The sequence below is a fragment of the Streptomyces sp. NPDC050988 genome, assembly GCF_044456225.1.
Classification (GTDB): Bacteria; Actinomycetota; Actinomycetes; order Streptomycetales; family Streptomycetaceae; genus Streptomyces.
On the sequence record NZ_JBITFQ010000053.1, the window covers coordinates 1 to 22243 of the forward strand.

Annotated in this window: 17 protein-coding genes and 1 pseudogene; 10 read left to right on the top strand and 8 right to left on the bottom strand. The window is 69.9% G+C overall.

The annotated features are described in order from the left end of the window. Positions 1–253: 253 nt before the first annotated feature. The 3 genes from ACIBEI_RS48580 to thyX all read right to left on the bottom strand — a co-directional run bounded on the left by ACIBEI_RS48580 (position 254) and on the right by thyX (position 3925). The gene (locus ACIBEI_RS48580; RefSeq protein WP_398897866.1) at positions 254–1939 is read right to left on the bottom strand and encodes a ribonuclease J; all 1686 of its coding nucleotides are present in this window, start codon (positions 1937–1939) and stop codon (positions 254–256) included. A gap of 134 nt (positions 1940–2073) precedes the next feature. Next, positions 2074–2973: a 4-hydroxy-tetrahydrodipicolinate synthase gene (gene dapA, locus ACIBEI_RS48585; protein WP_055615916.1), complete on the bottom strand. Its 900-nt coding sequence runs from the start codon at positions 2971–2973 to the stop codon at positions 2074–2076. A gap of 211 nt (positions 2974–3184) precedes the next feature. Next, a complete protein-coding gene (gene thyX, locus ACIBEI_RS48590; RefSeq protein ID WP_398897868.1) occupies positions 3185–3925 on the bottom strand; it encodes an FAD-dependent thymidylate synthase in 741 nt (246 codons plus the stop codon). Between the two features lie 202 nt (positions 3926–4127). Between thyX and ACIBEI_RS48595 the strand changes: the two genes are divergently transcribed. Together ACIBEI_RS48595 and ACIBEI_RS48600 are read left to right on the top strand one after the other, a co-directional pair. Beyond that, a complete protein-coding gene (locus tag ACIBEI_RS48595) occupies positions 4128–4367 on the top strand; it encodes a hypothetical protein (RefSeq protein ID WP_398897870.1) in 240 nt (79 codons plus the stop codon). 121 nt (positions 4368–4488) lie between these two features. Further along, entirely contained in the window at positions 4489–5049 is a 561-nt protein-coding gene (locus tag ACIBEI_RS48600) for a hypothetical protein (protein WP_398897871.1), read from the top strand. A gap of 86 nt (positions 5050–5135) precedes the next feature. On the opposite strand, the gene ACIBEI_RS48605 is transcribed toward ACIBEI_RS48600, so the two are convergent. The 5 genes from ACIBEI_RS48605 to rpsO form a co-directional block, all read right to left on the bottom strand. Further along, a complete protein-coding gene (locus ACIBEI_RS48605) occupies positions 5136–5588 on the bottom strand; it encodes a hypothetical protein (protein ID WP_398897873.1) in 453 nt (150 codons plus the stop codon). 5 nt (positions 5589–5593) lie between these two features. Further along, the gene (dapB, locus tag ACIBEI_RS48610) at positions 5594–6346 is read right to left on the bottom strand and encodes a 4-hydroxy-tetrahydrodipicolinate reductase (RefSeq protein WP_398897874.1); all 753 of its coding nucleotides are present in this window, start codon (positions 6344–6346) and stop codon (positions 5594–5596) included. A 28-nt stretch (positions 6347–6374) separates the two neighbouring features. Next, positions 6375–7754 carry a M16 family metallopeptidase gene (locus ACIBEI_RS48615; RefSeq protein ID WP_398897875.1) on the bottom strand — a complete coding sequence of 460 codons (1380 nt, stop codon included), beginning with the start codon at positions 7752–7754 and terminating at the stop codon, positions 6375–6377. Then, complete coding sequence (locus ACIBEI_RS48620) at positions 7751–9973, bottom strand: polyribonucleotide nucleotidyltransferase (protein ID WP_398897877.1); 2223 nt, start codon at positions 9971–9973, stop codon at positions 7751–7753. Before ACIBEI_RS48620 ends, ACIBEI_RS48615 begins: the two co-directional genes overlap by 4 nt. 279 nt (positions 9974–10252) lie before the next feature. After that, positions 10253–10540, bottom strand: a complete 288-nt coding sequence (gene rpsO / locus ACIBEI_RS48625) for a 30S ribosomal protein S15 (protein ID WP_019075416.1) — start codon at positions 10538–10540, stop codon at positions 10253–10255. A gap of 299 nt (positions 10541–10839) precedes the next feature. Between rpsO and ACIBEI_RS48630 the strand changes: the two genes are divergently transcribed. The 8 genes and pseudogenes from ACIBEI_RS48630 (at position 10840) to ACIBEI_RS48665 (ending at position 22192) form a co-directional block, all read left to right on the top strand. Further along, the gene (locus ACIBEI_RS48630; RefSeq protein WP_151481659.1) at positions 10840–11136 is read left to right on the top strand and encodes a DUF397 domain-containing protein; all 297 of its coding nucleotides are present in this window, start codon (positions 10840–10842) and stop codon (positions 11134–11136) included. Between the two features lie 387 nt (positions 11137–11523). Next, a pseudogene (locus tag ACIBEI_RS48635) lies at positions 11524–11652 on the top strand (SCO5717 family growth-regulating ATPase); the annotation flags it as partial. 399 nt (positions 11653–12051) lie between these two features. After that, a complete protein-coding gene (locus tag ACIBEI_RS48640) occupies positions 12052–15843 on the top strand; it encodes an AAA family ATPase (RefSeq protein ID WP_398897891.1) in 3792 nt (1263 codons plus the stop codon). A gap of 380 nt (positions 15844–16223) precedes the next feature. After that, positions 16224–18062, top strand: a complete 1839-nt coding sequence (locus ACIBEI_RS48645) for an ABC transporter substrate-binding protein (RefSeq protein WP_398897879.1) — start codon at positions 16224–16226, stop codon at positions 18060–18062. Between the two features lie 62 nt (positions 18063–18124). Beyond that, positions 18125–19192, top strand: coding sequence for an ABC transporter permease (locus ACIBEI_RS48650; protein ID WP_398897880.1), 1068 nt, complete (start codon positions 18125–18127; stop codon positions 19190–19192). Positions 19193–19215: 23 nt separating this feature from the next. After that, complete coding sequence (locus tag ACIBEI_RS48655; RefSeq protein ID WP_398897892.1) at positions 19216–20175, top strand: ABC transporter permease; 960 nt, start codon at positions 19216–19218, stop codon at positions 20173–20175. Continuing rightward, a complete protein-coding gene (locus ACIBEI_RS48660; RefSeq protein ID WP_398897881.1) occupies positions 20172–21182 on the top strand; it encodes an ABC transporter ATP-binding protein in 1011 nt (336 codons plus the stop codon). Before ACIBEI_RS48655 ends, ACIBEI_RS48660 begins: the two co-directional genes overlap by 4 nt. Beyond that, positions 21179–22192, top strand: a complete 1014-nt coding sequence (locus tag ACIBEI_RS48665) for an ABC transporter ATP-binding protein (RefSeq protein WP_398897883.1) — start codon at positions 21179–21181, stop codon at positions 22190–22192. The genes ACIBEI_RS48660 and ACIBEI_RS48665 overlap by 4 nt, the downstream gene beginning before the upstream one ends. The last annotated feature ends 51 nt before the right edge of the window (positions 22193–22243 follow it).

Genomic DNA, 22243 nt, shown 5'->3' on the forward strand with positions numbered 1-22243 from the left:
TGCGTTTCCGACTCTATCAGACCGTTTTCCGATCCGATTTCCTCGGTGCTTTCCAGGTTTTCGCTTTCGCGTTTCCCTTTCCGGCGGTTCCGACTTTATCAGAAGTTCTGAGTCGGAATTCCCGCCCCGGTCGGGGTGGTCCGGACGCACAGTTGCGCCGGGTTCCCCTTCAGGCGGAGCCGTAAACGTACTGGAGCGGGGCGCCCCGATGCAAATCGAGGGGCCCCGCTCCGGGTTCACGCGTACGAGGTGCTCAAACCTCGACCACGACCGGCAGGATCATCGGCCGGCGGCGGTAGTTGTCGGAGACCCATTTGCCCAGCGTGCGGCGGATGAGCTGCTGCATCTGGTGGGGTTCGACGACGCCGTCCTGGGCCGACCTCTCCAGGACCTCGTTGATCCTCGGGAGGACGTCGGCGAAGGCGGAGTCGTCGATGCCCGAGCCGCGGGCCTGGATGTGCGGACCGCCGGTGATCTTGCCCGTGCTGGAGTCCATCACCACGAAGACCGAGATGATGCCCTCGTCTCCGAGGATCTTGCGGTCCTTGAGCGCGGGCTCTCCGACATCGCCGACCGAGAGGCCGTCGACGTACACGTATCCCGCCTGGACCTTGCCGGAGATCTTGGCCTTGCCTTCGACGAGGTCGACGACGACGCCGTCCTCGGCGATGACGATCCGGTCGTGCGGGACGCCGGTGAGGGCGCCCAGCTCGGCGTTGGCGCGCAGGTGGCGCCATTCGCCGTGGACCGGCATCAGGTTGCGCGGCTTGCAGATGTTGTAGAAGTACAGGAGCTCGCCCGCGGACGCGTGGCCCGAGACGTGCACCTTGGCGTTGCCCTTGTGGACGACGTTGGCGCCCCAGCGGGTCAGGCCGTTGATGACGCGGTAGACCGCGTTCTCGTTGCCCGGGATGAGCGACGACGCCAGGATCACCGTGTCGCCCTGGACGATGCGGATCTGGTGGTCGCGGTTCGCCATGCGGGACAGCGCGGCCATCGGCTCGCCCTGTGAGCCCGTACAGACGAGGACGATCTCTCGGTCCGGGAGGTCGTCGAGCGTCTTGACGTCGACGACCAGGCCCGGCGGGACCTTCAGATAGCCCAGGTCTCTCGCGATGCCCATGTTGCGGACCATCGAGCGGCCGACGAAGGCGACCCGGCGGCCGTACTCGTGGGCGGCGTCGAGGATCTGCTGGATGCGGTGGACGTGGCTGGCGAAGCTGGCCACGATGATCCGCTTGCCGGCGCCGGCGAAGACCTGGCGCAGCACGTTCGAGATGTCGCGCTCGGGCGGGACGAATCCCGGGACCTCGGCGTTCGTGGAGTCCGAGAGGAGGAGGTCGATGCCCTCCTCGCTCAGACGCGCGAACGCGTGTAGATCTGTCAGACGACCGTCCAGCGGAAGCTGGTCCATCTTGAAGTCGCCGGTGTGGACGACCATGCCCGCGGGGGTGCGGATCGCGACCGCGAGGGCGTCCGGGATGGAGTGGTTGACCGCGACGAACTCGCAGTCGAAGGGACCGATGCGCTCTCGGTGGCCCTCCGCGACTTCGAGCGTGTACGGACGGATGCGGTGCTCCTGGAGCTTCGCCTCGATGAGGGCGAGGGTCAGCTTGGAGCCGATGAGCGGAATGTCCGGCTTCTCGCGCAGGAGGAAGGGGACGCCGCCGATGTGGTCCTCGTGACCATGGGTGAGGACGATGCCCTCGATGTCGTCGAGGCGGTCCCTGACGGAACTGAAGTCCGGCAGGATCAGGTCGATTCCGGGCTGCTCCTCCTCCGGGAAGAGCACGCCGCAGTCGACGATCAGAAGACGGCCTCCGTACTCGAAGACCGTCATGTTTCGGCCGATTTCACCGAGCCCGCCGAGCGGGGTGACCCGCAGGCCGCCCTTCGGGAGGACCGGCGGAGCGCCGAGTTCAGGATGCGGATGACTCAAAAGACTCTCCTCACCACACGCGCCACGTACCTGGCAGGGCACGTGGCGCGCGTGACGTTCGTGCAGTAGCAGTTGTCTGGTGGAGCAGGCCCTCCGGCCTGCTGGTCGTGCGTATTCAGTTGTGAAGTCTGTGGTTAGAGCTGTACCCCGCCGGCGGCAAGATCGATCTTGAGCTGGGCGGTCTCCTCGGGTGACAGGCCGACCATGGGCAGACGCAGCGGTCCGGCGGGCAGGCCCTGGAGGGCGAGCGCGGCCTTGGTCGTCATGACGCCCTGTGTGCGGAACATGCCGGTGAAGACCGGGAGCAGCTTCTGGTGGATCTCGGTGGCCTTCTGGACGTCGCCGCTGACGTACGCGTCGATCATGGCCCGCAGCTCGGGGGTGACGACGTGACCGACGACGGAGACGAAGCCGACCGCGCCCACGGAGAGCAGCGGGAGGTTCAGCATGTCGTCGCCGGAGTACCAGGCGAGGCCGGAGCTGGCGATGGCCCAGCTGGCGCGGCCCAGGTCGCCCTTGGCGTCCTTGTTGGCGACGATACGCGGGTGCTCGGCCAGACGCACCAGCGTTTCCGTGTTGATCGGGACGCCGCTGCGGCCGGGGATGTCGTACAGCATCACCGGCAGTTCGGTCGCGTCGGCGATGACCTTGAAGTGCTGGTACAGGCCCTCCTGCGGGGGCTTGTTGTAGTACGGCGTGACGGTCAGGAGACCGTGTGCGCCGACCTTCTCGGCCGACCGGGCCAGCTCGACGCTGTGGCGCGTGTCGTTGGTGCCGACGCCCGCGACGACGTGGGCTCGGTCGCCGACCGCCTCCAGTACGGCTCGTACGAGATCCGCTTTCTCCGCGTTGCTGGTGGTCGGGGACTCGCCGGTGGTGCCGTTGACGATCAGGCCGTCGTTGCCTGCGTCCACCAGGTGGGTGGCGAGCCGCTGAGCGCCGTCGAGGTCGAGTGCGCCGTCCGCCGCGAAGGGCGTGACCATGGCGGTGAGGACCCGCCCGAAGGGGGTCTGCGGAGTGGAGGTCGGAGCCATGGGTAACACGCTACTCGCTGCTCAACGTGCGGTCTGCCCTCGGGGGCGGTGACAAGTCACGACAAAGGAGGAGCCCGGCACTGCCTGCTCGGGGGTTCAAGCAGCGCCGGGTCCGTTTGATCAGGCTAGATGAACTTCTCGAAATGCCGCAATACGGACACTTCGCATGGTTGACCCGTACACATGTGCCCGACCGGGTGACGGAGGTGCGTTACGGCGCCACGCGCCCGTTGGCATTGAAGGCGGCGTACGTGAGGGGCATGAGCCGGGCCCATTCGGCTTCCATCTTCTCGCCGACCATCTCGATCTCCCGCTGGGGGAAGGACGGGACCTTCGCCAGCTCGTGCTGGGTGCGCAGGCCGAGGAAGTGCATCAGCGAGCGGGCGTTGCACGTCGCGTACATCGACGAGAAGAGGCCGACCGGGAGGACCGCGCGGGCCACCTCGCGGGCCACGCCGGCGGCGAGCATCTCCTGGTACGCCTCGTACGCCCGGCGGTACGAATCCTCCATGACGCGGCCCGTCAGCTCCTGCTGGGCCTGGGTGCCGTCCACGAAGACGTACTTGCCGGGGCGGCCCTCCTGGACCAGCTTGCGGGACTCACCCGGGACATAGAAGACCGGCTGGAGCTCCCTGTACCGGCCCGACTCCTCGTTGTACGACCAGCCGACGCGGTGGCGCATGAACTCGCGGAAGACGAAGATCGGGGCGTTGATGAAGAACGTCATCGAGTTGTGCTCGAAGGGGCTGCCGTGCCGGTCCCGCATCAGGTAGTTGATCAGGCCCTTCGAGCGCTCCGGGTCCTTCTGCAGCTCTTCCAGGGACTGCTCCCCGACCGTCGAGACGCGGGCGGCGAACAGCACGTCGGAGTCGGAGGCGGTGTGCTTGACCAGCTCGACGGTGACATCGCTGCGGAAGCTGGGCTTGAGGTCGTCGGCGGGTGTGTCGGTCACGGCTTGGAGGGTCCTTCCCATCACTGGCTCGGGCGGCGTCCACTCTACGGCCCGGCACTGACAACGGGGCGTTCGGTGCCGTGCTGCGACATTCTTCGCCCAACTTCTGCGAAGTCGGTGAAACCGGGCACCAATTGGGGCTCTCGCTCGTCTGTATTGGTGACAGTGATTCGTTCGAGCCTCCAGAGGAGAAGCGCACTTCATGTTTCGTCGGCGCGAGCCCGTTCCGTTCGCCTTCATCGCCGAAGCCGACAGGTTCCGCAGCAATGTCACTCCCCCACCGCGTCAGCGGGCCTCCGCCGGCGAGCTGGCGGGCCGATGGCTCATAGGCCTCACCGTGGTCGCGGGCCTCGTGGGCTCCCTGCTCATAGGGACGCCCGCCCTCCAGGCCGACAGCTCACCTGCGCATACGCAGCAGTCGGACGCGTCGCAGGGCCGTTGACCCTCCCCGCTGCCCGGATGGCCTGGGAGCACCCCCATGGACCCCCGAGGGTGGTGACCGGAGATCCCGCTAGGTAGCCTCACCGGGCATAGTCCATGCGTGGATTGAGTGAGGATCAGTCGTGCCCCTGCCCTTTCTGACCGCCGATCGTGCTTTCGACGAGGCGGGCGAGGATCTCGCGCTGCCGTTCGACGATCGCGACCAGTGGCGACGCCCCTACCGGCCCGGACCGTGGCGCGTCGCCGCGGCGGCGCTTCTGCTGCTGCTCGCGTCGTACGTGCTGTTCGCGGCGGTCATCGTCGCGGCGGCCGGCAATCGGTCCGGTGGCGCGGTGTTCCTGGGGCTCGCGGCGCTCGTCATCGTCTGTGCCCTGCGGCTGCTGCGTATGGGCGCGTGGGTGAGCGCGTACGGGCTGCGCCGGGTCCGCTTCCTGATCACGAGCACGACCCCGTGGGCGAAGGTCCAGACGGTGCGGACGGTCCAGCAGCCGGTGCGCTGGCTCGGGCTGCCGCGCACGGTGCAGGGGCAGGCGCTCGTCCTCATCAGCGGCGACCGCTCCGGTGCCGAGCCGACACAGCTGCTGACCACGCACAACGCGGACTTCCTCGGGCGCCCCGACGCGTTCGACCGGGCCGCGGACGGCGTCGAGGTGTGGGCGGACGAGTACCGCGGGCACGCCTGACCGTCAGCACACACAGACAGTCGACACGGTGAAGGGGCCGGTCCGCAGGTGCGGACCGGCCCCTTCACCGTGTCTGTGTGCGTGCCTCAGGCCCGTACGGGTTTCCCGTCGTGCAGGGCGATCGCGTGCTGCATCGCCTTGCGGGCCCGGGGGGTGTCACGGGCGTCGTGGTAGGCGATGGCCAGCCGGAACCAGCTGCGCCAGTCGTCGGGGGCGTCCTCGGTCTCGGCCTTGCGCCTGGCGAAGACCTCGTCGGCCGAGTCGCGGTCGATCCGGCCGGCCGGGGTGCGCTTCAACTCGTCGACGGGCAGGCCGCCTTCGGCGTCGAGCTCGGCGGCGAGCCGATTGGCCCTGCTGACGAACTGGGTGTTCTTCCAGAGGAACCAGATGCCGATCACCGGCAGGATGAGGACGGCGACGCCGAAGGTGACGGTGAGCAGGGTGCCGCTCTGTATGAGCATCACCCCGCGGCTGCCGACCAGGACGAAGTAGACGACCAGGACGGCGGCCGTGACGGTGTATGTGATCTTCGCGCCCATGGCGGTTACTTCAGATCCAGGAAGTGTTCCAGGCCGAAGGTGAGGCCCGGGGTGTCCACGACGCGGCGTACGCCGAGCAGGATGCCCGGCATGAAGCTGCTGTGGTGGAGGGAGTCGTGGCGGATGGTGAGGGTCTCGCCGTCGGCGCCGAGCAGCACCTCCTGGTGGGCCAGCAGGCCGCGCATGCGGACCGAGTGCACCGGGACGCCGTCGATGTCCGCGCCGCGGGAGCCGTCCAGGGCCGTGACCGTGGCGTCGGGCTGAGGGGCGCGGTCCGCTCGCTGACGGGCGGCGGCGATGAGCTGGGCGGTGCGGTGCGCGGTGCCGCTCGGGGCGTCCACCTTGTTCGGGTGGTGCAGCTCGATGACCTCGACGGACTCGAAGTACGGCGCGGCCACCTGCGCGAACTTCATCGTGAGAACGGCGCCGATGGAGAAGTTCGGGGCGATGAGCACGCCCGTCTCCGGTGAGGCGGCGAGCGAGGTGTTCAGCTGCGCGAGGCGCTCGTCGGTCCAGCCCGTCGTGCCGACCACGGCGTGGATGCCGTGGCGGACGCAGAAGTCGAGGTTGCCCATGACCGAGGCGGGCGTGGTCAGCTCGACGACGACCTGGGCGTCGGCGTCCACCAGCGTCTCCAGCTTGTCGTCGCGGCCGAGGGCCGCCACCAGCTCCAGGTCCACGGCCGCCTCGACGGCTCGTACCGCCTCGGAACCGATGCGGCCCTTGGCACCGAGGACCGCCACGCGCAGCTTGCTCATCTTCTTGCTTCCTTACCGGATTCGGGAGTTACGCGACCGCTTCGTGCAGACGGGAAGCCTGTTTGTCCTTCAGCGGGCCGATGACCGACAGCGAGGGCCGCTGTCCCAGGATCTCGCGCGCCACCTCCCGTACGTCGTCCGGGGTGACCGAGGCGATCCGGGTCAGCATGTCGTCGACGGACATCTGCTCGCCCCAGCACAGTTCGCTCTTGCCGATACGGTTCATGAGCGCGCCCGTGTCCTCCAGGCCGAGGACCGTGGAGCCGCGGAGCTGGCCGATGGCGCGGCCGATCTCGTCGTCCGACAGGCCGTGCTCGGCGACCTGATCGAGTTCGTCACGGCAGATCTTCAGCACGTCGTGCACCTGGCTCGGGCGGCAGCCCGCGTACACACCGAAGAGACCGCAGTCGGCGAAGCCCGAGGTGTACGAGTACACGCTGTAGGCGAGGCCGCGCTTCTCGCGAACTTCCTGGAAGAGGCGCGAGGACATGCCGCCGCCCAGCGCGGTGTTCAGGACGCCCAGGGCCCAGCGGCGCTCGTCCGTGCGGGCCAGGCCCGGCATGCCGAGGACGATGTGGGCCTGCTCGGTCTTGCGGCCGAGGAGCTCGACGCGGCCCGCCGTACGGATGGAGCGGGAGCCGTCGCGCGGGGCGATCGGGGTCGCGTCGGGCTGCTTGAGGGCGCCCGACTTCTCGAAGGCGGCGCGGACCTGGCGTACGACCTTGTTGTGGTCGACGTTTCCGGCGGCGGCGACCACGAGGTGGGTCGGGTCGTAGTGCTTCTTGTAGAAGCGGCGGATGCGGTCCGCGGTGAGGGCGTTGACGGTGTCGACCGTGCCGAGGACCGGACGGCCGAGGGGGGTGTCGCCGAGCATGGTGTGCGCGAACAGGTCGTGCACACAGTCGCCCGGGTCGTCCTCCGTCATGGCGATCTCTTCGAGGATCGCGCCCCGCTCGACGTTCACGTCCTCTTCGAGGATCAGCGAGCCCGTGAGCATGTCGCAGACGACGTCGATGGCGAGCGGGAGGTCGGTGTCGAGTACGCGTGCGTAGTAGCACGTGTACTCCTTCGCCGTGAACGCGTTCATCTCGCCGCCGACCGCGTCGATGGCGGAGGAGATGTCCAGGGCGCTGCGCTGCTGCGTGCCCTTGAAGAGGAGGTGTTCCAGGTAGTGCGTGGCGCCGTTCAGAGCCGGCGTCTCGTCGCGCGAGCCGACGTGCGCCCAGATGCCGAAGGTGGCGGAGCGCACGGAGGGCAGGGTCTCGGTGACGACGCGCAGGCCACCCGGGAGGGTGGTCTTGCGGACCGTACCGATGCCGTTCTCGCCCTTGATCAGGGTTTGGGTACGGGCGACGGCCCGCGCCTCCGAGGAGATGCGGGCCGTCGCCGTGGAGCTGCTCGACGTCACTTGTCGCCGTCGTCCTTCTTGTCGTCGTCGGCGTTCTCTTCGCCCTCGATGACCGGGATCAGGGACAGCTTGCCGCGGGAGTCGATCTCGGCGATCTCGACCTGGACCTTGGAGCCCACACCGACGACGTCCTCGACGTTCTCCACGCGCTTGCCGCCGGCGAGCTTGCGGATCTGCGAGATGTGCAGCAGACCGTCCTTGCCCGGGAGCAGTGACACGAACGCACCGAAGGTCGTCGTCTTCACGACGGTGCCCAGGTAGCGCTCGCCGACCTCCGGCATGGTCGGGTTCGCGATGCCGTTGATCGTGGCACGGGCGGCCTCGGCCTGCGAGCCCTGGGCGGCACCGATGTAGATGGTGCCGTCGTCCTCGATCGTGATGTCGGCGCCGGTGTCCTCCTGGATCTGGTTGATCATCTTGCCCTTCGGGCCGATGACCTCACCGATCTTGTCCACGGGGATCTTGACCGTGATGATCCGCGGGGCGTTGGGGGACATCTCGTCCGGCGTGTCGATCGCTTCCATCATCACGTCGAGGATGTGGAGGCGGGCGTCACGGGCCTGCTTGAGGGCTGCGGCCAGGACGGAGGCCGGGATGCCGTCCAGCTTGGTGTCGAGCTGGAGGGCGGTCACGAACTCCTTGGTGCCGGCGACCTTGAAGTCCATGTCGCCGAAGGCGTCCTCCGCACCGAGGATGTCGGTGAGGGCGACGTAGTGCGTCTCGCCGTTGATCTCCTGGGAGATCAGGCCCATGGCGATACCGGCGACGGGGGCCTTCAGCGGCACACCGGCGTTGAGCAGCGACATGGTGGAGGCGCAGACCGAGCCCATGGACGTCGAGCCGTTGGAGCCGAGGGCCTCGGACACCTGACGGATCGCGTACGGGAAGTCCTCGCGCGAGGGCAGGACCGGGACGATCGCGCGCTCGGCGAGCGCGCCGTGGCCGATCTCGCGGCGCTTCGGGGAGCCGACGCGGCCGGTCTCGCCGACGGAGTACGGCGGGAAGTTGTAGTTGTGCATGTAGCGCTTGCGCGTCACCGGCGACAGGGTGTCGAGCTGCTGCTCCATACGGAGCATGTTGAGGGTGGTGACGCCCAGGATCTGGGTCTCGCCACGCTCGAACAGCGCCGAGCCGTGCACGCGCGGGATGGCCTCGACCTCGGCGGCGAGCGTACGGATGTCCGTGACGCCGCGGCCGTCGATGCGGACCTTGTCCTTGATGACGCGCTCACGGACCAGGGACTTGGTCAGCGAGCGGTACGCGGCGGAGATCTCCTTCTCGCGGCCCTCGAACTGCGGGAGCAGCTTCTCGGCGGCGATCTCCTTGACGCGGTCCAGCTCGGCCTCGCGGTCCTGCTTGCCGGCGATGGTGAGCGCCTGGGAGAGCTCGCTCTTGACCGCGGCGGTCAGGGCCTCCAGGACGTCGTCCTGGTAGTCGAGGAAGACCGGGAACTCGCCGGTGGGCTTGGCGGCCTTGGCAGCGAGGTCGGCCTGGGCCTTGCAGAGCACCTTGATGAAGGGCTTCGCGGCGTCCAGACCGGAGGCGACGATCTCCTCGGTCGGCGCCTCGGCGCCGCCCGCGACCAGCGCGATGGTCTTCTCGGTGGCCTCGGCCTCGACCATCATGATCGCGACGTCGCCGTCCTCCAGGACGCGACCGGCGACGACCATGTCGAAGACGGCGTCCTCGAGCTCGGTGTGCGTCGGGAACGCGACCCACTGGCCGTTGATCAGCGCGACGCGGACGCCGCCGATCGGGCCGGAGAAGGGCAGACCGGCCAGCTGCGTGGACGCGGAGGCCGCGTTGATCGCGACGACGTCGTACAGGTGGTCGGGGTTGAGCGCCATGATCGTGGCGACGACCTGGATCTCGTTGCGCAGGCCCTTCTTGAAGGACGGGCGCAGCGGGCGGTCGATCAGACGGCAGGTGAGGATGGCGTCCTCGGAGGGACGGCCTTCGCGGCGGAAGAAGCTGCCGGGGATCTTGCCGGCGGCGTACATCCGCTCCTCGACGTCCACCGTGAGGGGGAAGAAGTCGAGATTCTCCTTGGGCTTCTTGGAGGCTGTGGTGGCCGACAGGACCATGGTGTCGTCGTCCAGATACGCCACGGCGGAGCCGGCGGCCTGCTTGGCCAGGCGGCCCGTCTCGAAGCGGATGGTGCGGGTGCCGAAGGATCCGTTGTCGATAACGGCCTCGGCGTAGTGGGTCTCGTTCTCCACTAGCGTTTTCTCCGATACTTTTCGTCTTTTGTCCCGATCCGCCCGTGTGGCGGGGGGACGTGGGCGGAGAAGCGCGCCTTCTGGTGCGGGCCGGTCTTCGATCGAAGCACCCGGGGTTCGCATCGCCCGGGAGCCACTACCGAGGACCGGCGGCGGCGAGGTGCACTTCTCCTCGTGAAACTGCGTCGTGCTACCACACTACAAAGGTGCGGTGACACTCCGCACGTACAGCAAAGGGAGCGGCCCCCTAAGAGTGGGAACCGCTCCCTTCACGGCGTCTTACTTGGCGCCCGCCGCACCGCGGCGGATGCCCAGGCGGTCGACCAGCGCACGGAAGCGCTGGATGTCCTTCTTCGCCAGGTACTGCAGGAGGCGACGGCGCTGACCGACCAGGATGAGCAGACCACGACGGGAGTGGTGGTCGTGCTTGTGGGTCTTGAGGTGCTCGGTCAGGTCCGAGATACGGCGCGAGAGCATCGCGACCTGGACCTCGGGGGAGCCGGTGTCGCCCTCCTTCTGACCGAACTCGGTGATGAGCTGCTTCTTCGTAGCGGCGTCGAGCGACACGCGTACTCCTCGTAGTCTTTGAGTAGCCACCGAGTGCCCCTGGTCCACATCTCAGGGGAGCTTCCGTAACTCGGGAGGCGGGGATCCGCTGGGCGCGTCCTCCAGGGCCCCTGAGGGGCGGTCCGGGGGTGCGTACACATACGGCCGTCACACAGCGTACCAGGAGGTAGGGGTCCCACCGACCGGGGTTCCCGGAGTCCCGGGAGGCCAGGCGCGGTCCCAGTAGGGTGACGCGACAGTTCGTTCGTCGGGTCGGGGCCGTACGTCGGATGCGTACGTCGGGAAGGGGTCGCTTCGTCATGGCCGAGGCAGAGGACAAGGACGTCAAGGCGCGCAAGGAGCGGGAGAAGGACGAGCTCTACGCCCTCGACATCTCGGGTGTCGAATGGCAGAGCGCGCCGGGTACGGAGGAGCACGAGGAGCGGGTCGAGATCGCGTACCTGCCCGGGGGTGCGGTGGCCATGCGGTCGTCCCTCGACCCGGACACGGTCCTGCGGTACACGGAGGCGGAGTGGCGGGCCTTCGTGCTGGGCGCGCGGGACGGCGAGTTCGATCTGGAGCCGGCGCCGCACAACGGCGGGGTTTCCGCGGAGTAGCGCAGCCTTCGAGTGCGCGAGGGGCCGGTGGCTTGTATGCCACCGGTCCCCTTTGTTGTGTCGGGGTGCCGCTTCGTTGCGCCGGGGGCTGCACAGTGAGCCGGGGGCGCGCTTCTTAAGCGCGCTTTTGTCCACTTTGCCGTCCATACAAGGCCGTTCATACGTCACTTCTGGGCAGGGTGTGACGCGGTGACTGGGGCCGGAGGGGTGGACGGGCCTGCCGTGGGGGTGGTTGTGGTGATTAGGCTGGGGTGGGCGCGGCAGCAGAACCCGGGGACGGGACCGCCGCGTCGCACAGGGGGAGCCGGGGCGCGATGGACAGCCTCGGACGATCGGAACGGTCGCCCCAGCTCGGTATGAGGGTGCTCGACCACACCAGGAGGAATTGTGAACAGCGATCGGGACGGGATCCGCGGGGGCTGGGCCACACCCGGCGATGACCAGTCCGACGCGGAGTCCGCCGTCGAGACGACGGGCGAGTTCACCATCGACTACGCCCCTCCCGCCTGGTACACGCAGAACGCGTCGGGGAGTTCGGAGACGGCTTCGTCGACTCCGTCGGCTCCGGTCGAGGAGGAAGAGGCGCCGGGCGAGGCGGAGGCCTCGGACGGGTCCGACGCGACCGACGGGGCCGGTCCGGCGAACGGAGCGGACGGGGCGGCTGCGGGGGTGCCCGCGACGCCCTCGGTTTCGCCGGCTTCCGTGCCTTCCTTCGCGCCCGGGGCGCCTTTTGCTCCGCCCGCTGCTGTTCCGCCTCCTTCTGCTCCTGTTCCCCCCTCTACTCCTGACAGTGGTGCGGCTGCCGTGCCGCGGTTGCCTGTGGGGAGTGGGTTCGAGCCTCAGGCTCCGGCTCCCGAGACGCCCCCCGCGGGGCCTGCCGCTCTGCCGAATCTGCCGAACCTTCAGGCTCCGCCGGTGGCGCCTCCGGTCGATGAGCCCTCTGGTGAGGTCGAGGAAGACAGCGGGGACATCGAGAGTGGCGCCACCATGCGGATCTCCGCTGTCGCTGTGAAGAGGGAGGTCTCGGAACGGGCTGACGCCGAAGCTGCGGCTTCGGACGAGGTCGCCGTCGACGATGCCCAAAACTCGGACGACAACTCCGACGCGGAGGTCGTCGAGGTGGCGTTCGGGCGTGAGTCCGATGACGACGACGGCGTGGACGACGTTGACGACGTGGTTGACAACGCGGATGGCGTTGACGAGGGAGCCGAGGTGGCGGCCTCCGAGGGCGTGGCCGCGGTTTCCGGTCAGGCCGACGCGTCGGACGAGGTCGAAACGGCCGACTCGATCGACACGGCCGACGAAGACGCGGACGCCGTCGCGGACGATTCCGTGGGGGTTGTCGAGCTGCATCAGGTTGACGTCGACGCCGAGGACTCCGCTGACGTCAGCGATGCCGTGCCTGTGGCGGACGACGACCCTCAGGACGCGGAGCCGAGCGATGCGGCCCCGGAGACGGCTGCGGGCTCTGACTCGGACTCTGAGCCGGAGGATGCTGCACCCGCGAGCCAGGCCGAGCCTCAGGACGCCGAGCCGCAAGACGCCGGGCCCCAGGATGCCGAGCCTCAGGATGTAGTTCCCGAGCCCGCCGTGGACGTGGCCGACGCCGTGCAGGACACGCCTCCCGCGTGGGCTCCGCCGCCGGTGCCGCAGGGTGGGCTTCCGCCGTTGCCGCCCTCGTACCAGCCTGCCGCCCCCGCCTCGGCCGCTCAGTGGCCCGCGTCCGCGGAGAGTGAGGGCGGGTCGTCGTCGGCGGAGGCTCCGGCTCAGCCGCCCGTACCGCCGCAGGGGCAGCAGCCCTTCCAGCCGCAGGCTCCGCAGCCTTCGCCGCCGGCCTGGCCCGCCACGCCCGGTACGCCTGCGGCGGCCGACGCTCCGCCTGCAACCGCGTCGCCCGCCGCTGACGTAACCCCGTCGGCGCCGGCCTCCGCTGCTCCGGCGGCTCCCGGGCAGCCGGGCGGTTACGGATTCCCGCAGTTCAGCGCCCCGGGTACGGCTCCGGGTCCGCAGGACAGCATTCCCCGTACGACTCCGGAGCCCCAGGACAGCGTCCCCGGTGCGGCCCCTGCGGCGCAGGCCCCTCCCGGCTTCCCGCAGCCCGGAACTTCGACCGCGCCCACGCCTCCGACTCAGGCTCCCGCACCGACGCCTGCTCCTGCTCCTGCTCCTGCTCCTGGTCAGCAGAACCCGGCCCCGGCACCCCAAGGCGGCTACGGCTTCCCGCAGTCCGGTCCCGCCGCCGCCCAGCCCACTCCCCCGGCACCTCAGACACCGCAGGCGCCGCAGGCACCCCAAGATGGCTACGGCCTCCAGCAGCCGGGCCTTCCCACGCCGCCCCAGCAGCCCTCTCCGGCTCAGCCCTCTCCGGTGACGCCGAACGCCCCGGCGCAGGCTCCCGGTTACGGCTTTCCGCAGCAGGGGACCCCCGCCCCGAACACCCCCAACGCGCCCGGCCCGCAGCCTGGTTACGGATTCCCGCAGCAGGGCGCTCCGTCGCAGAGCGGGCCCAGCGCACCTGCGCAGCCGCCCGCCGGTTACGGGTTCCCCCCGCCGGGAACCCCCGCCCCGAACACCCCCAACGCGCCCGGCCCGCAGCCCGGTTACGGATTCCCGCAGCCCGGCGCCGCTCCCGCCGCGAACCCCGCGACGCCGCACGTGCCCCACCAGCCGGCCGGAGCCGAAGCCGGATCGGGCTACGGATTCCCGCCGCCCGGGACGGGGACTCCCAACCCGCCCGCCCAGCCGGGAGGTTACGGGTTCCCGCAGCCGCCGGCCGCCCAGGCCCCGGCACCCGCGCCCCAGGCGCCTGCCCCGCAGGCCCCGGGCCCGCAGCAGGCAGCCGCGCCTCACCAGCCCGTCGCCCAGCCGCCGGCCGCTCAGCCCCTCCCCCACCAGGGGCAGCCCCACCAGCAGCCCGTACCGCACCAGCCGAATGCCGGCGCGGGCCAGCCCGGCGTACCCCAGCCGCAGGCCCACCAGCCGCAGGCTCACCAAGCCCAAGCCCAAGCCCAAGCTCCAGTCCAGCCCCAAGCCCAGCAGCCACAGCACCAGCCCGGCCAGCAGCCCCCCGTCGACCCCCGTACCGGCACCGCCTGGCCTCAGCCCGTGCAGCACGATCAGCGGCAGCGGACCAATCCGGGGGCGCCGCTCGGCTACACGGCGGCCGTGGAGTTGTCGTCGGACCGGCTGCTCAACAACAAGAAGCAGAAGGCGAAGAGCGGTCGGCCCGCCGCCGGGTCCTCCCGGTTCAAGATCGGCGGGAAGAAGGAGGAGGCCGAGCGGCAGCGGAAGCTCGAACTGATCCGTACGCCGGTGCTGTCGTGCTATCGGATCGCCGTCATCAGCCTCAAGGGCGGTGTGGGCAAGACGACCACGACCACCGCGCTCGGCGCCACGCTCGCCACCGAGCGGCAGGACAAGATCCTCGCCATCGACGCCAACCCGGACGCCGGTACGCTCGGCCGCCGGGTCCGCCGGGAGACCGGGGCCACCATCCGTGACCTCGTCCAGGCGATCCCGTACCTCAACTCGTACATGGACATCCGGCGGTTCACCTCGCAGGCGCCCTCAGGTCTGGAGATCATCGCCAACGACGTCGACCCGGCCGTCTCCACCACGTTCAACGACGAGGACTACCGGCGCGCGATCGACGTGCTCGGCAAGCAGTACCCGATCATCCTCACCGACTCGGGTACGGGCCTGCTCTACAGCGCCATGCGCGGCGTACTGGACCTCGCCGACCAGCTCATCATCATCTCGACGCCGTCCGTCGACGGTGCCAGCAGCGCCAGTACGACGCTGGACTGGCTGTCGGCGCACGGGTACGCGGATCTGGTGTCGCGGTCCCTGACCGTCATCTCCGGGGTGCGCGAGACCGGCAAGATGATCAAGGTGGACGACATCGTCAGCCACTTCGAGACGCGCTGCCGGGGCGTCATCGTCGTGCCGTTCGACGAGCATCTGGCGGCGGGTGCCGAGGTCAATCTCGACATGATGCGGCCGAAGGTGCGCGAGGCGTACTTCAACCTCTCGGCACTGGTCGCCGAGGACATCGCGCGGCACCAGCAGTCGCAGGGCCTGTGGACGTCGGACGGCAACCCGCCGCCGGTCGCCGCCCCTCCGATGCCGGGCCAGCCCCTGCCCGGTCAGCCGATGCCGGGGCAACCCGCGCCGGGGCAGCCGTATCCGGGCCAGATCCCCCAGCAGGGCCAGCCGCCCGCGCAGCCGGGTCAGCCCTATCCGCCGCAGCAGCCCCAGCAGCCGGGCCAGCCGTACCCGCAGCAGCCCGGGGCCCAGCCCCCGCACGGGCACGGCGCCCCGCCGCAGCCCGGCGGCTACCCGCAGCCGCCTCAGCAGCAGCACGCCCAACCGGGTCAGCCGGGTCAGCACGCTCAGCCCGGCCAGCAGGGTCACCCCGGCGCCGCCCCGCAGGGCTGGCAGCCCGAGCCCGCCCCCGCCCAGCCGGGCCAGCAGCCCGGTCACCCCGGTCAGCCCCAGCCCGGCGCCCCCTTCCAGCAGCCCCCGGCCCCGGTCGCCCCCGGCCAGCCCTTCAACCCCAACGCCCCCGCGCCGGCACCGGCCCCGGGCCAGCAGTTCCAGCCGGGGCAGCCCTACCAGCCCCCGCAGGCGGACCAGGGAGCCCAGGACCCTCAAGCTCCCCAGACCCCCCAGGGTCAGACCCCGCCACCTCCGCCGCCCCACCAGTAACCGGCGTCACCCGTAACCCATACGGCCGAACTCGCCACTCCCGTTCCACCCCGAAGGGCCCGCCCCGTTTCCCACGGCGCGGGCCCTTCGCGTACCCCCGGACACCACCGGGACGCGCCCCACCCACCGCGGCCCAAAACGCCACCACACCAGCCACGATCTCTGTCGCCACGCTCCCACCAGGGCCCCTTCACCGGTATGGACCAATGGCCGTGAAATCAGCGTCAACTCGTTATTTCCGCAGGCCACACGGGGTTCCCGGGCCGTTGACGGGTGCCGACCGGCGCTGATAGACACTCACATCTGCCCGGCCGCGGTCACCGGTTCGAGCAGTGCAACAGCCCATCTCCGTGCGAGTGATGACGCGAGGTCAGCGACCCATGGACACACACGACCAGTACGGCGCGAGAGGCACTGTCCTGCGCCTCCTCGCGGCCGCCGGCGCTGCGGCCCTCACCCTCACGGTCGGTCTCGTGACCCCGCTCAACCCGGCGCCCCAGCAGGCCGAGGCGGACGGCAAGAAGGTCCTCACGGTCGCGGTGGCGCAGAGCGTCGACTCGCTGAGCCCGTTCCTCGCGGCGCGGCTGGTCAGTACGAGCATGCACCGGCTCACGTACGAGTACCTGACCAACTACGACCCGAAGGACAACCACGCGGTTCCGGGTCTGGCCACCAAGTGGGAGCCCTCCGCGGACAAGCTCACCTGGACCTACACGATCCGCGACAACTCCAAGTGGTCCGACGGCAGGCAGGCCACCGCCGAGGACGCGGCGTGGACGTTCAACACGATGATGACCGACGAGGGCGCGGCCACCGCGAACGGCAGCTTCGTCGCGAACTTCAAGAAGGTCACCGCCCCGAGCCCCACGAAGCTCGTCATCGAGCTGAAGAAGCCGCAGGCCACCATGGCCGCGCTGGATGTGCCGATCGTGCCGAAGCACGTCTGGGAGAAGGTCGACGACTTCTCGAAGTTCAACAACGACAAGTCCTTCCCCGTCGTCGGCAACGGCCCGTTCATCCTCACGGGCTACAAGGCCGACAGCTACGTACGGCTGAAGCCCAACAAGTCGTTCTGGCGCGGGGCTCCGAAGTTCGACGAGCTGGTGTTCAAGTACTACAAGGACGGTGACGCGGCGGTCGCGGCCCTGCAGAAGGGCGAGGTGTCGTTCGTCTCCGGGCTCACGCCCGCCCAGGCGGCGGCGCTCAAGGGGCAGGCGGACGTCACGGTCAACGACGCGCCGGGGCGTCGCTTCTACGCGCTCGCCACCAACCCGGGGGCGCAGTCGAAGGACGGCGAGAAGTTCGGCGACGGCCACGCGTCTCTGCTCGACCAGAAGGTCCGCCAGGCCCTGTTCATGGCCGTCGACCGCCAGACCGTCGTCGACAAGGTCTTCCAGGGCCATGCCCAGGAGGGCGAGGGATACATCCCGCCGCGCTTCTCCACGTACTACTGGGAGCCGACGGACGGTCAGAAGGTCACGTACGACCCGGAGAAGGCGGCCCAGATCCTCAAGGACGCCGGCTATCCGAAGAACGGGGACGGCAAGCTCGTCGGCAAGAACGGCAAGCCCATCACCTACCGCGTTCTCTGCCACGCGACGGACCCGCAGGACAAGGCGGTCGGGAAGTACCTCCAGGAGTGGTGGGGCAAGCTCGGCATCGGGGTCGAGCTCGACTGCCGGGACAACGTGAGCGATCCCTGGCTGGCGGGCGAGTACGACCTCGCCTTCGACGGTTGGTCCGTCAACCCCGACCCCGACTTCGTCCTCTCCATCCACACCTGTTCCGCGCTCCCGGCGACTCCCAAGGACATCGGCGCGACCGACAACTTCATCTGCGACAAGAAGTTCGACGAGCTGTACGCGCAGCAGCTCGCCGAGTACGACCCCGCCAAACGGGCGGAGATCGTCAAGCGGATGGAGTCGCGGCTGTACGACACCGGGTACATGAACGTCATGGCGTACCCGAACGCTGTCGAGGCCTACCGCACCGACCAGATCGCGTCGATCACGAAGATGCCGGAGGCCGCGGGCAACATCTACGGCCAGGACGGCTACTGGAGCTGGTGGTCGGCGACTCCGGCCGCCGCCAGCGAGTCCTCCGACGACTCCAGCCAGACAGGCGTCATCATCGGCATCGTCGCGGGTGTCGTCGTCCTGGCGGGCCTCGGGGCGTTCTTCGCGATGCGCCACCGCGCCACCGCCGAGGACCGCGAGTAGCGGCCCGGTACCGCGCACAGCCAGCCAGTCAGTCGGGAGTGGCCGAGAGTTGAGAACCGTTCATGACCGCTGAAGCGACACCCCCGCTGGTCGGGAAGACCGACGGTCCGGCCCCCGCCGGAGCGTCGGTCCGCGGGCCGCGGGCGCGCACCACCGCCGGATATCCCCGGTACGTGGCGGGCAAGCTGGGCGGCGCGGCCGTCTCGCTCCTCGCCGTCCTCGTCACCAGCTTCTTCCTCTTCCGGCTGATCCCCGGCGACCCGGTGAAGTTCATGACCGGCGGACGTCAGGTCTCGGCCGAGCAACTCGCCGCCTACCGGCGGGAGTTCGGGCTCAATCTGCCCATGTGGGAGCAGTTCACGGACTACTGCGGCAAGGCGCTGACCGGCGATCTCGGTACGTCGTACCAGTTCCGGGCGCCCGTCATCGACAAGATCACCGAGGCCCTCCCGAACACGCTGCTGCTCACCGGCACGTCGTTCGTGCTCTACACGGCCCTCGGCATCTTCCTCGGCACCCGGGCGGCCTGGCGCAACGGCCGGATCGGCGACCGGCTCAACACCGGTCTGGCGCTGACCCTCTACTCCATCCCGTCGTTCTGGCTGGGGCTGCTGCTGATCATCGTCTTCGCGGTGGGCATCGGGCCGATCCCCGGTCTCTTCCCGACGGGCGGCATGGAGTCCGGCGACGAACAGGGCTTCGCGTACGTCCTCGATGTCGCCCATCACCTGGTCCTGCCCGTCGTGACGCTGGTCGCGGTCGAATACGGGCAGACGCTGCTGGTCACACGCTCGGCGCTGCTGGACGAGATGGGCAGTGACTATCTGACGACCGCGCGGGCCAAGGGGCTGCGGGACGATCTCGTACGCCGTCGCCATGCCGTGCCGAACGCGCTGCTGCCGACGATGACGCTGATCTTCATCAACCTCGGCCGGACCGTCGCGGGCGTGATCCTGGTCGAGACGGTCTTCTCCTGGCCGGGCCTGGGCGGGCTTTTCTACCAGGCGCTGAGCGTGCCCGATCTGCCGCTGGTGCAGGGGCTGTTCTTCGTCTTCGCCGCCGCGGTGATCGTGATGAACACGCTCGCCGACCTGATCTATCCGCTGCTCGACCCCAGGGTGGGCCGATGACGACGACGGACCCGGACGAGCCGATGGCCACCGAGGCGCCTCCCCCGGCGAGCCCCCCGGTGGCTCCCTCCGAAGCCCCCTCGCCGCAGAAGGCCGGTCCCCGCGCCCTCGCGTGGCAGCGCCGCCGACGCTCCGCCGCCCGCTTCTGGCAGCGGTACCGCACCCATCGGGCGGGCGTCTTCGGTCTGTCGGCCCTCGCCCTCTTCGCGCTGATCGCGCTGACCGCGCCGCTGACCGTCGGCTCGGACGTGCAGAGCGTGACGGACGCGCCGGGGCGGCCCATGGAGAGTCCGAGCGCCGAATTCCCGCTCGGCACCGACCAGTTCGGGCGCAGTCTGCTCGGGCTCGTGGTGTGGGGATCGCGGGTCTCCCTGCTGGTCGGGCTGCTGGCGGCCGTCCTCTCGGTCGCGATCGGCGCGCTCATCGGGATCACCGCGGGGCACTTCCGCGGCTGGTACGCGACGGTGATGATGCGGATCACGGACTGGTTCCTGGTCATGCCGACGCTGGTCCTGGCGATCGCGCTCGCGACCGTGATGTCCCGCTCGCTCGGCACGATCATCCTGGCGATCGGTGTCACGACCTGGCCGACGACGGCACGGCTGGTGCGCGCGCAGACCCTCGGCGTGGAGTCCCGGCCGTACATCGAGCGGGCCAGGGCGCTCGGCGGCGGCCACTGGCACGTCATGTCCCGGCACGTCCTGCCCAACGTCATGCCCCTCGTCCTGGCGCAGACGACCCTGATCATCTCCTCCGCGATCCTCGCCGAGGCGACGCTGGCCTTCCTCGGCCTCGGCGACCCGACGGTCGTCTCCTGGGGCGGTCTGCTCCAGGACGCGCGCGAGGCGGGCGCGGTCAGCGCCGGGAAGTGGTGGTACCTCGTGCCGCCGGGTATCGCGATCGCCGTCGTGGCCCTCGCCTTCACACTGTGCGGGCGCGCGGTCGAGTCCGTCCTCAACCCCAAGCTGGGGGTGACCCGTTGAAGACACCGAGCACGCCGACCGCGCAACCCCTGCTGGACGTACGGGACCTGGAGGTGACGTACGCCGGAGGAGTGGCCGCCGTGCGCGGGGTGAACCTCACCGTGAACGCGGGCCAGAAGGTCGGCATCGCGGGTGAGTCGGGCTGCGGCAAGTCCACTCTGGCGCTCGCGCTGCTGCGGCTGCTGCCGGCCGGGACCCGGGTGACCGGGGAGATCCTCCTGGACGGCGAGGACGTACTGACCATGAAGTGGGGGCGAGTACGGGCGGTCCGCTGGGCCGGTGCCTCGATCGTGTTCCAGGGCGCGATGCACTCCCTCAACGCCGTGCACCGCGTCGGCGACCAGATCGCCGAGCCGATCCTGCTGCACAGGAAGGCGACCCCGGCGGGCGCGCGGAAGAAGGCCGGCGAACTCCTGGAGCAGGTGGGGCTTCCGGCGGCGCGGGCCTCCGCGTATCCGCACGAACTCTCCGGCGGCCAGCGCCAGCGCGTGATGATCGCGATGGCCCTGGCCTGCGACCCCCGTCTGGTCATCGCCGACGAACCGACGACCGCGCTCGACGTGATGATCCAGGCGCAGATCCTGCGGCTGATCCAACAGCTGGTCTCCGAGCAGGAGTTGGGGCTCTTGATGATCAGCCACGACCTGGCGGTCCTGTCCGACACCTGCGACCGGCTCGCGGTGATGTACGCCGGGCGGGTGGTGGAGGAGGGCCCGGCCCGGCAGGTGTACGAGGACGCCCAACACCCTTACGGGCAGGCGCTGTCGGCGGCCTTCCCGCGGATCGGGGACGCCGGCTCGCGGTTCGCGCCGCGCGGGCTGCCCGGTGATCCACCGGACCCCGCGGCCCTCCCGAGCGGCTGTACGTTCCATCCGCGGTGCGCGGTGGCGCTGGACTCGTGTGCCGCGGAGGACCAGGCGCTGCGGGCGGCGGCGGAGGGCCGACAGGCGGCTTGTGTGCACGTGGGACCGGTGGCCGTGGCCGACGAAGCGAGGAGCACCCCATGACGACGACCGCGACGGTCCCGCCGGTCCCCCAAGCTCCCTCCGCTCCCCTGCTGAGCGCCGAGGGCCTGCATGTCACGTTCCCCGCCCGGCGCGGCGACGCCGCCAGGGCGCGGGCCGTCGACGGAGTGGACCTCGACATCCGGGCCGGTGAGATCGTCGCCCTGGTCGGCGAGTCGGGGTGCGGCAAGACGACCCTCGCGCGCTCCCTCCTCGGCCTCGTCCCACCGACGGCAGGCCGCGTCACCTTCGCGGGCCGCCCCCTCGACTACTCCTCCCGCGCCCTCAAGGCGTACCGCAAGCGCGTCCAGCTGGTCCTCCAGGACCCGAGCGGCTCGCTCAACCCCCGGCACACGGTGTACGACGCGGTGGCCGAGGGCCTGCGCATCCACCGATACGCGGGCGACGAACGCGAGGCGGTGTCAATGGCCCTCTCCCGGGCGGGACTTCGCCCCCCGGAGCGCTTCTTCCTGCGCTACCCGCACGAACTCTCGGGCGGCCAGCGCCAGCGTGTCGTCATCGCGGGCGCCCTCGTCCTGGAGCCCGAACTCATCGTCGCCGACGAGCCGGTGGCCTCCCTCGACGCTTCGGTACGCGGCGAGATCCTGGCCCTGCTCCTGCGACTGCGCTCCGAACTCGGCCTGTCCGCCCTGGTGGTGACCCACGACCTGGGCCTCGCGTGGAACATCGCGGACCGGGTCGCGGTGATGTACCTGGGCAGGATCGTCGAGACGGGAGCGGTGGAAGACGTCCTGACGGCCCCTCAACACCCCTACACCCAGGCCCTGTTGTCGGTCCTCCCCGAGGCCCCAGGCACCCCGGTCGTCCTCACCGGCGAGCCCCCCGACCCCTCCCGCATCCCCACCGGCTGCCGCTTCCACGCCCGCTGCCAAATCCTGGCAATCGGCGAGGCCGAACGAGCGGGCGTCGCGAACGCGTGCAGAGGGGAGGACCTACCGGTACTGGACGGAGGAGGCGGGGCACAGGTGGCATGCCACTGGGCGACCCATTAGGGGCGCGGGGAACTGCGCGACAAGCCACGACGAACCCGCAGCCGAGCAACC

What these genes read in the sequence shown, in the direction of transcription:
- dapA (WP_055615916.1), bottom strand. Translation starts at nt 2,973, where the DNA reads ATGGCTCCGACCTCCACTCCGCAGACCCCCTTCGGGCGGGTCCTCACC.
- ACIBEI_RS48595 (WP_398897870.1), top strand. Translation starts at nt 4,128, where the DNA reads ATGTTTCGTCGGCGCGAGCCCGTTCCGTTCGCCTTCATCGCCGAAGCC.
- ACIBEI_RS48605 (WP_398897873.1), bottom strand. Translation starts at nt 5,588, where the DNA reads ATGGGCGCGAAGATCACATACACCGTCACGGCCGCCGTCCTGGTCGTC.
- dapB (WP_398897874.1), bottom strand. Translation starts at nt 6,346, where the DNA reads ATGAGCAAGCTGCGCGTGGCGGTCCTCGGTGCCAAGGGCCGCATCGGT.
- ACIBEI_RS48630 (WP_151481659.1), top strand. Translation starts at nt 10,840, where the DNA reads ATGGCCGAGGCAGAGGACAAGGACGTCAAGGCGCGCAAGGAGCGGGAG.
- ACIBEI_RS48645 (WP_398897879.1), top strand. Translation starts at nt 16,224, where the DNA reads ATGGACACACACGACCAGTACGGCGCGAGAGGCACTGTCCTGCGCCTC.
- ACIBEI_RS48650 (WP_398897880.1), top strand. Translation starts at nt 18,125, where the DNA reads ATGACCGCTGAAGCGACACCCCCGCTGGTCGGGAAGACCGACGGTCCG.
- ACIBEI_RS48655 (WP_398897892.1), top strand. Translation starts at nt 19,216, where the DNA reads ATGGCCACCGAGGCGCCTCCCCCGGCGAGCCCCCCGGTGGCTCCCTCC.
- ACIBEI_RS48665 (WP_398897883.1), top strand. Translation starts at nt 21,179, where the DNA reads ATGACGACGACCGCGACGGTCCCGCCGGTCCCCCAAGCTCCCTCCGCT.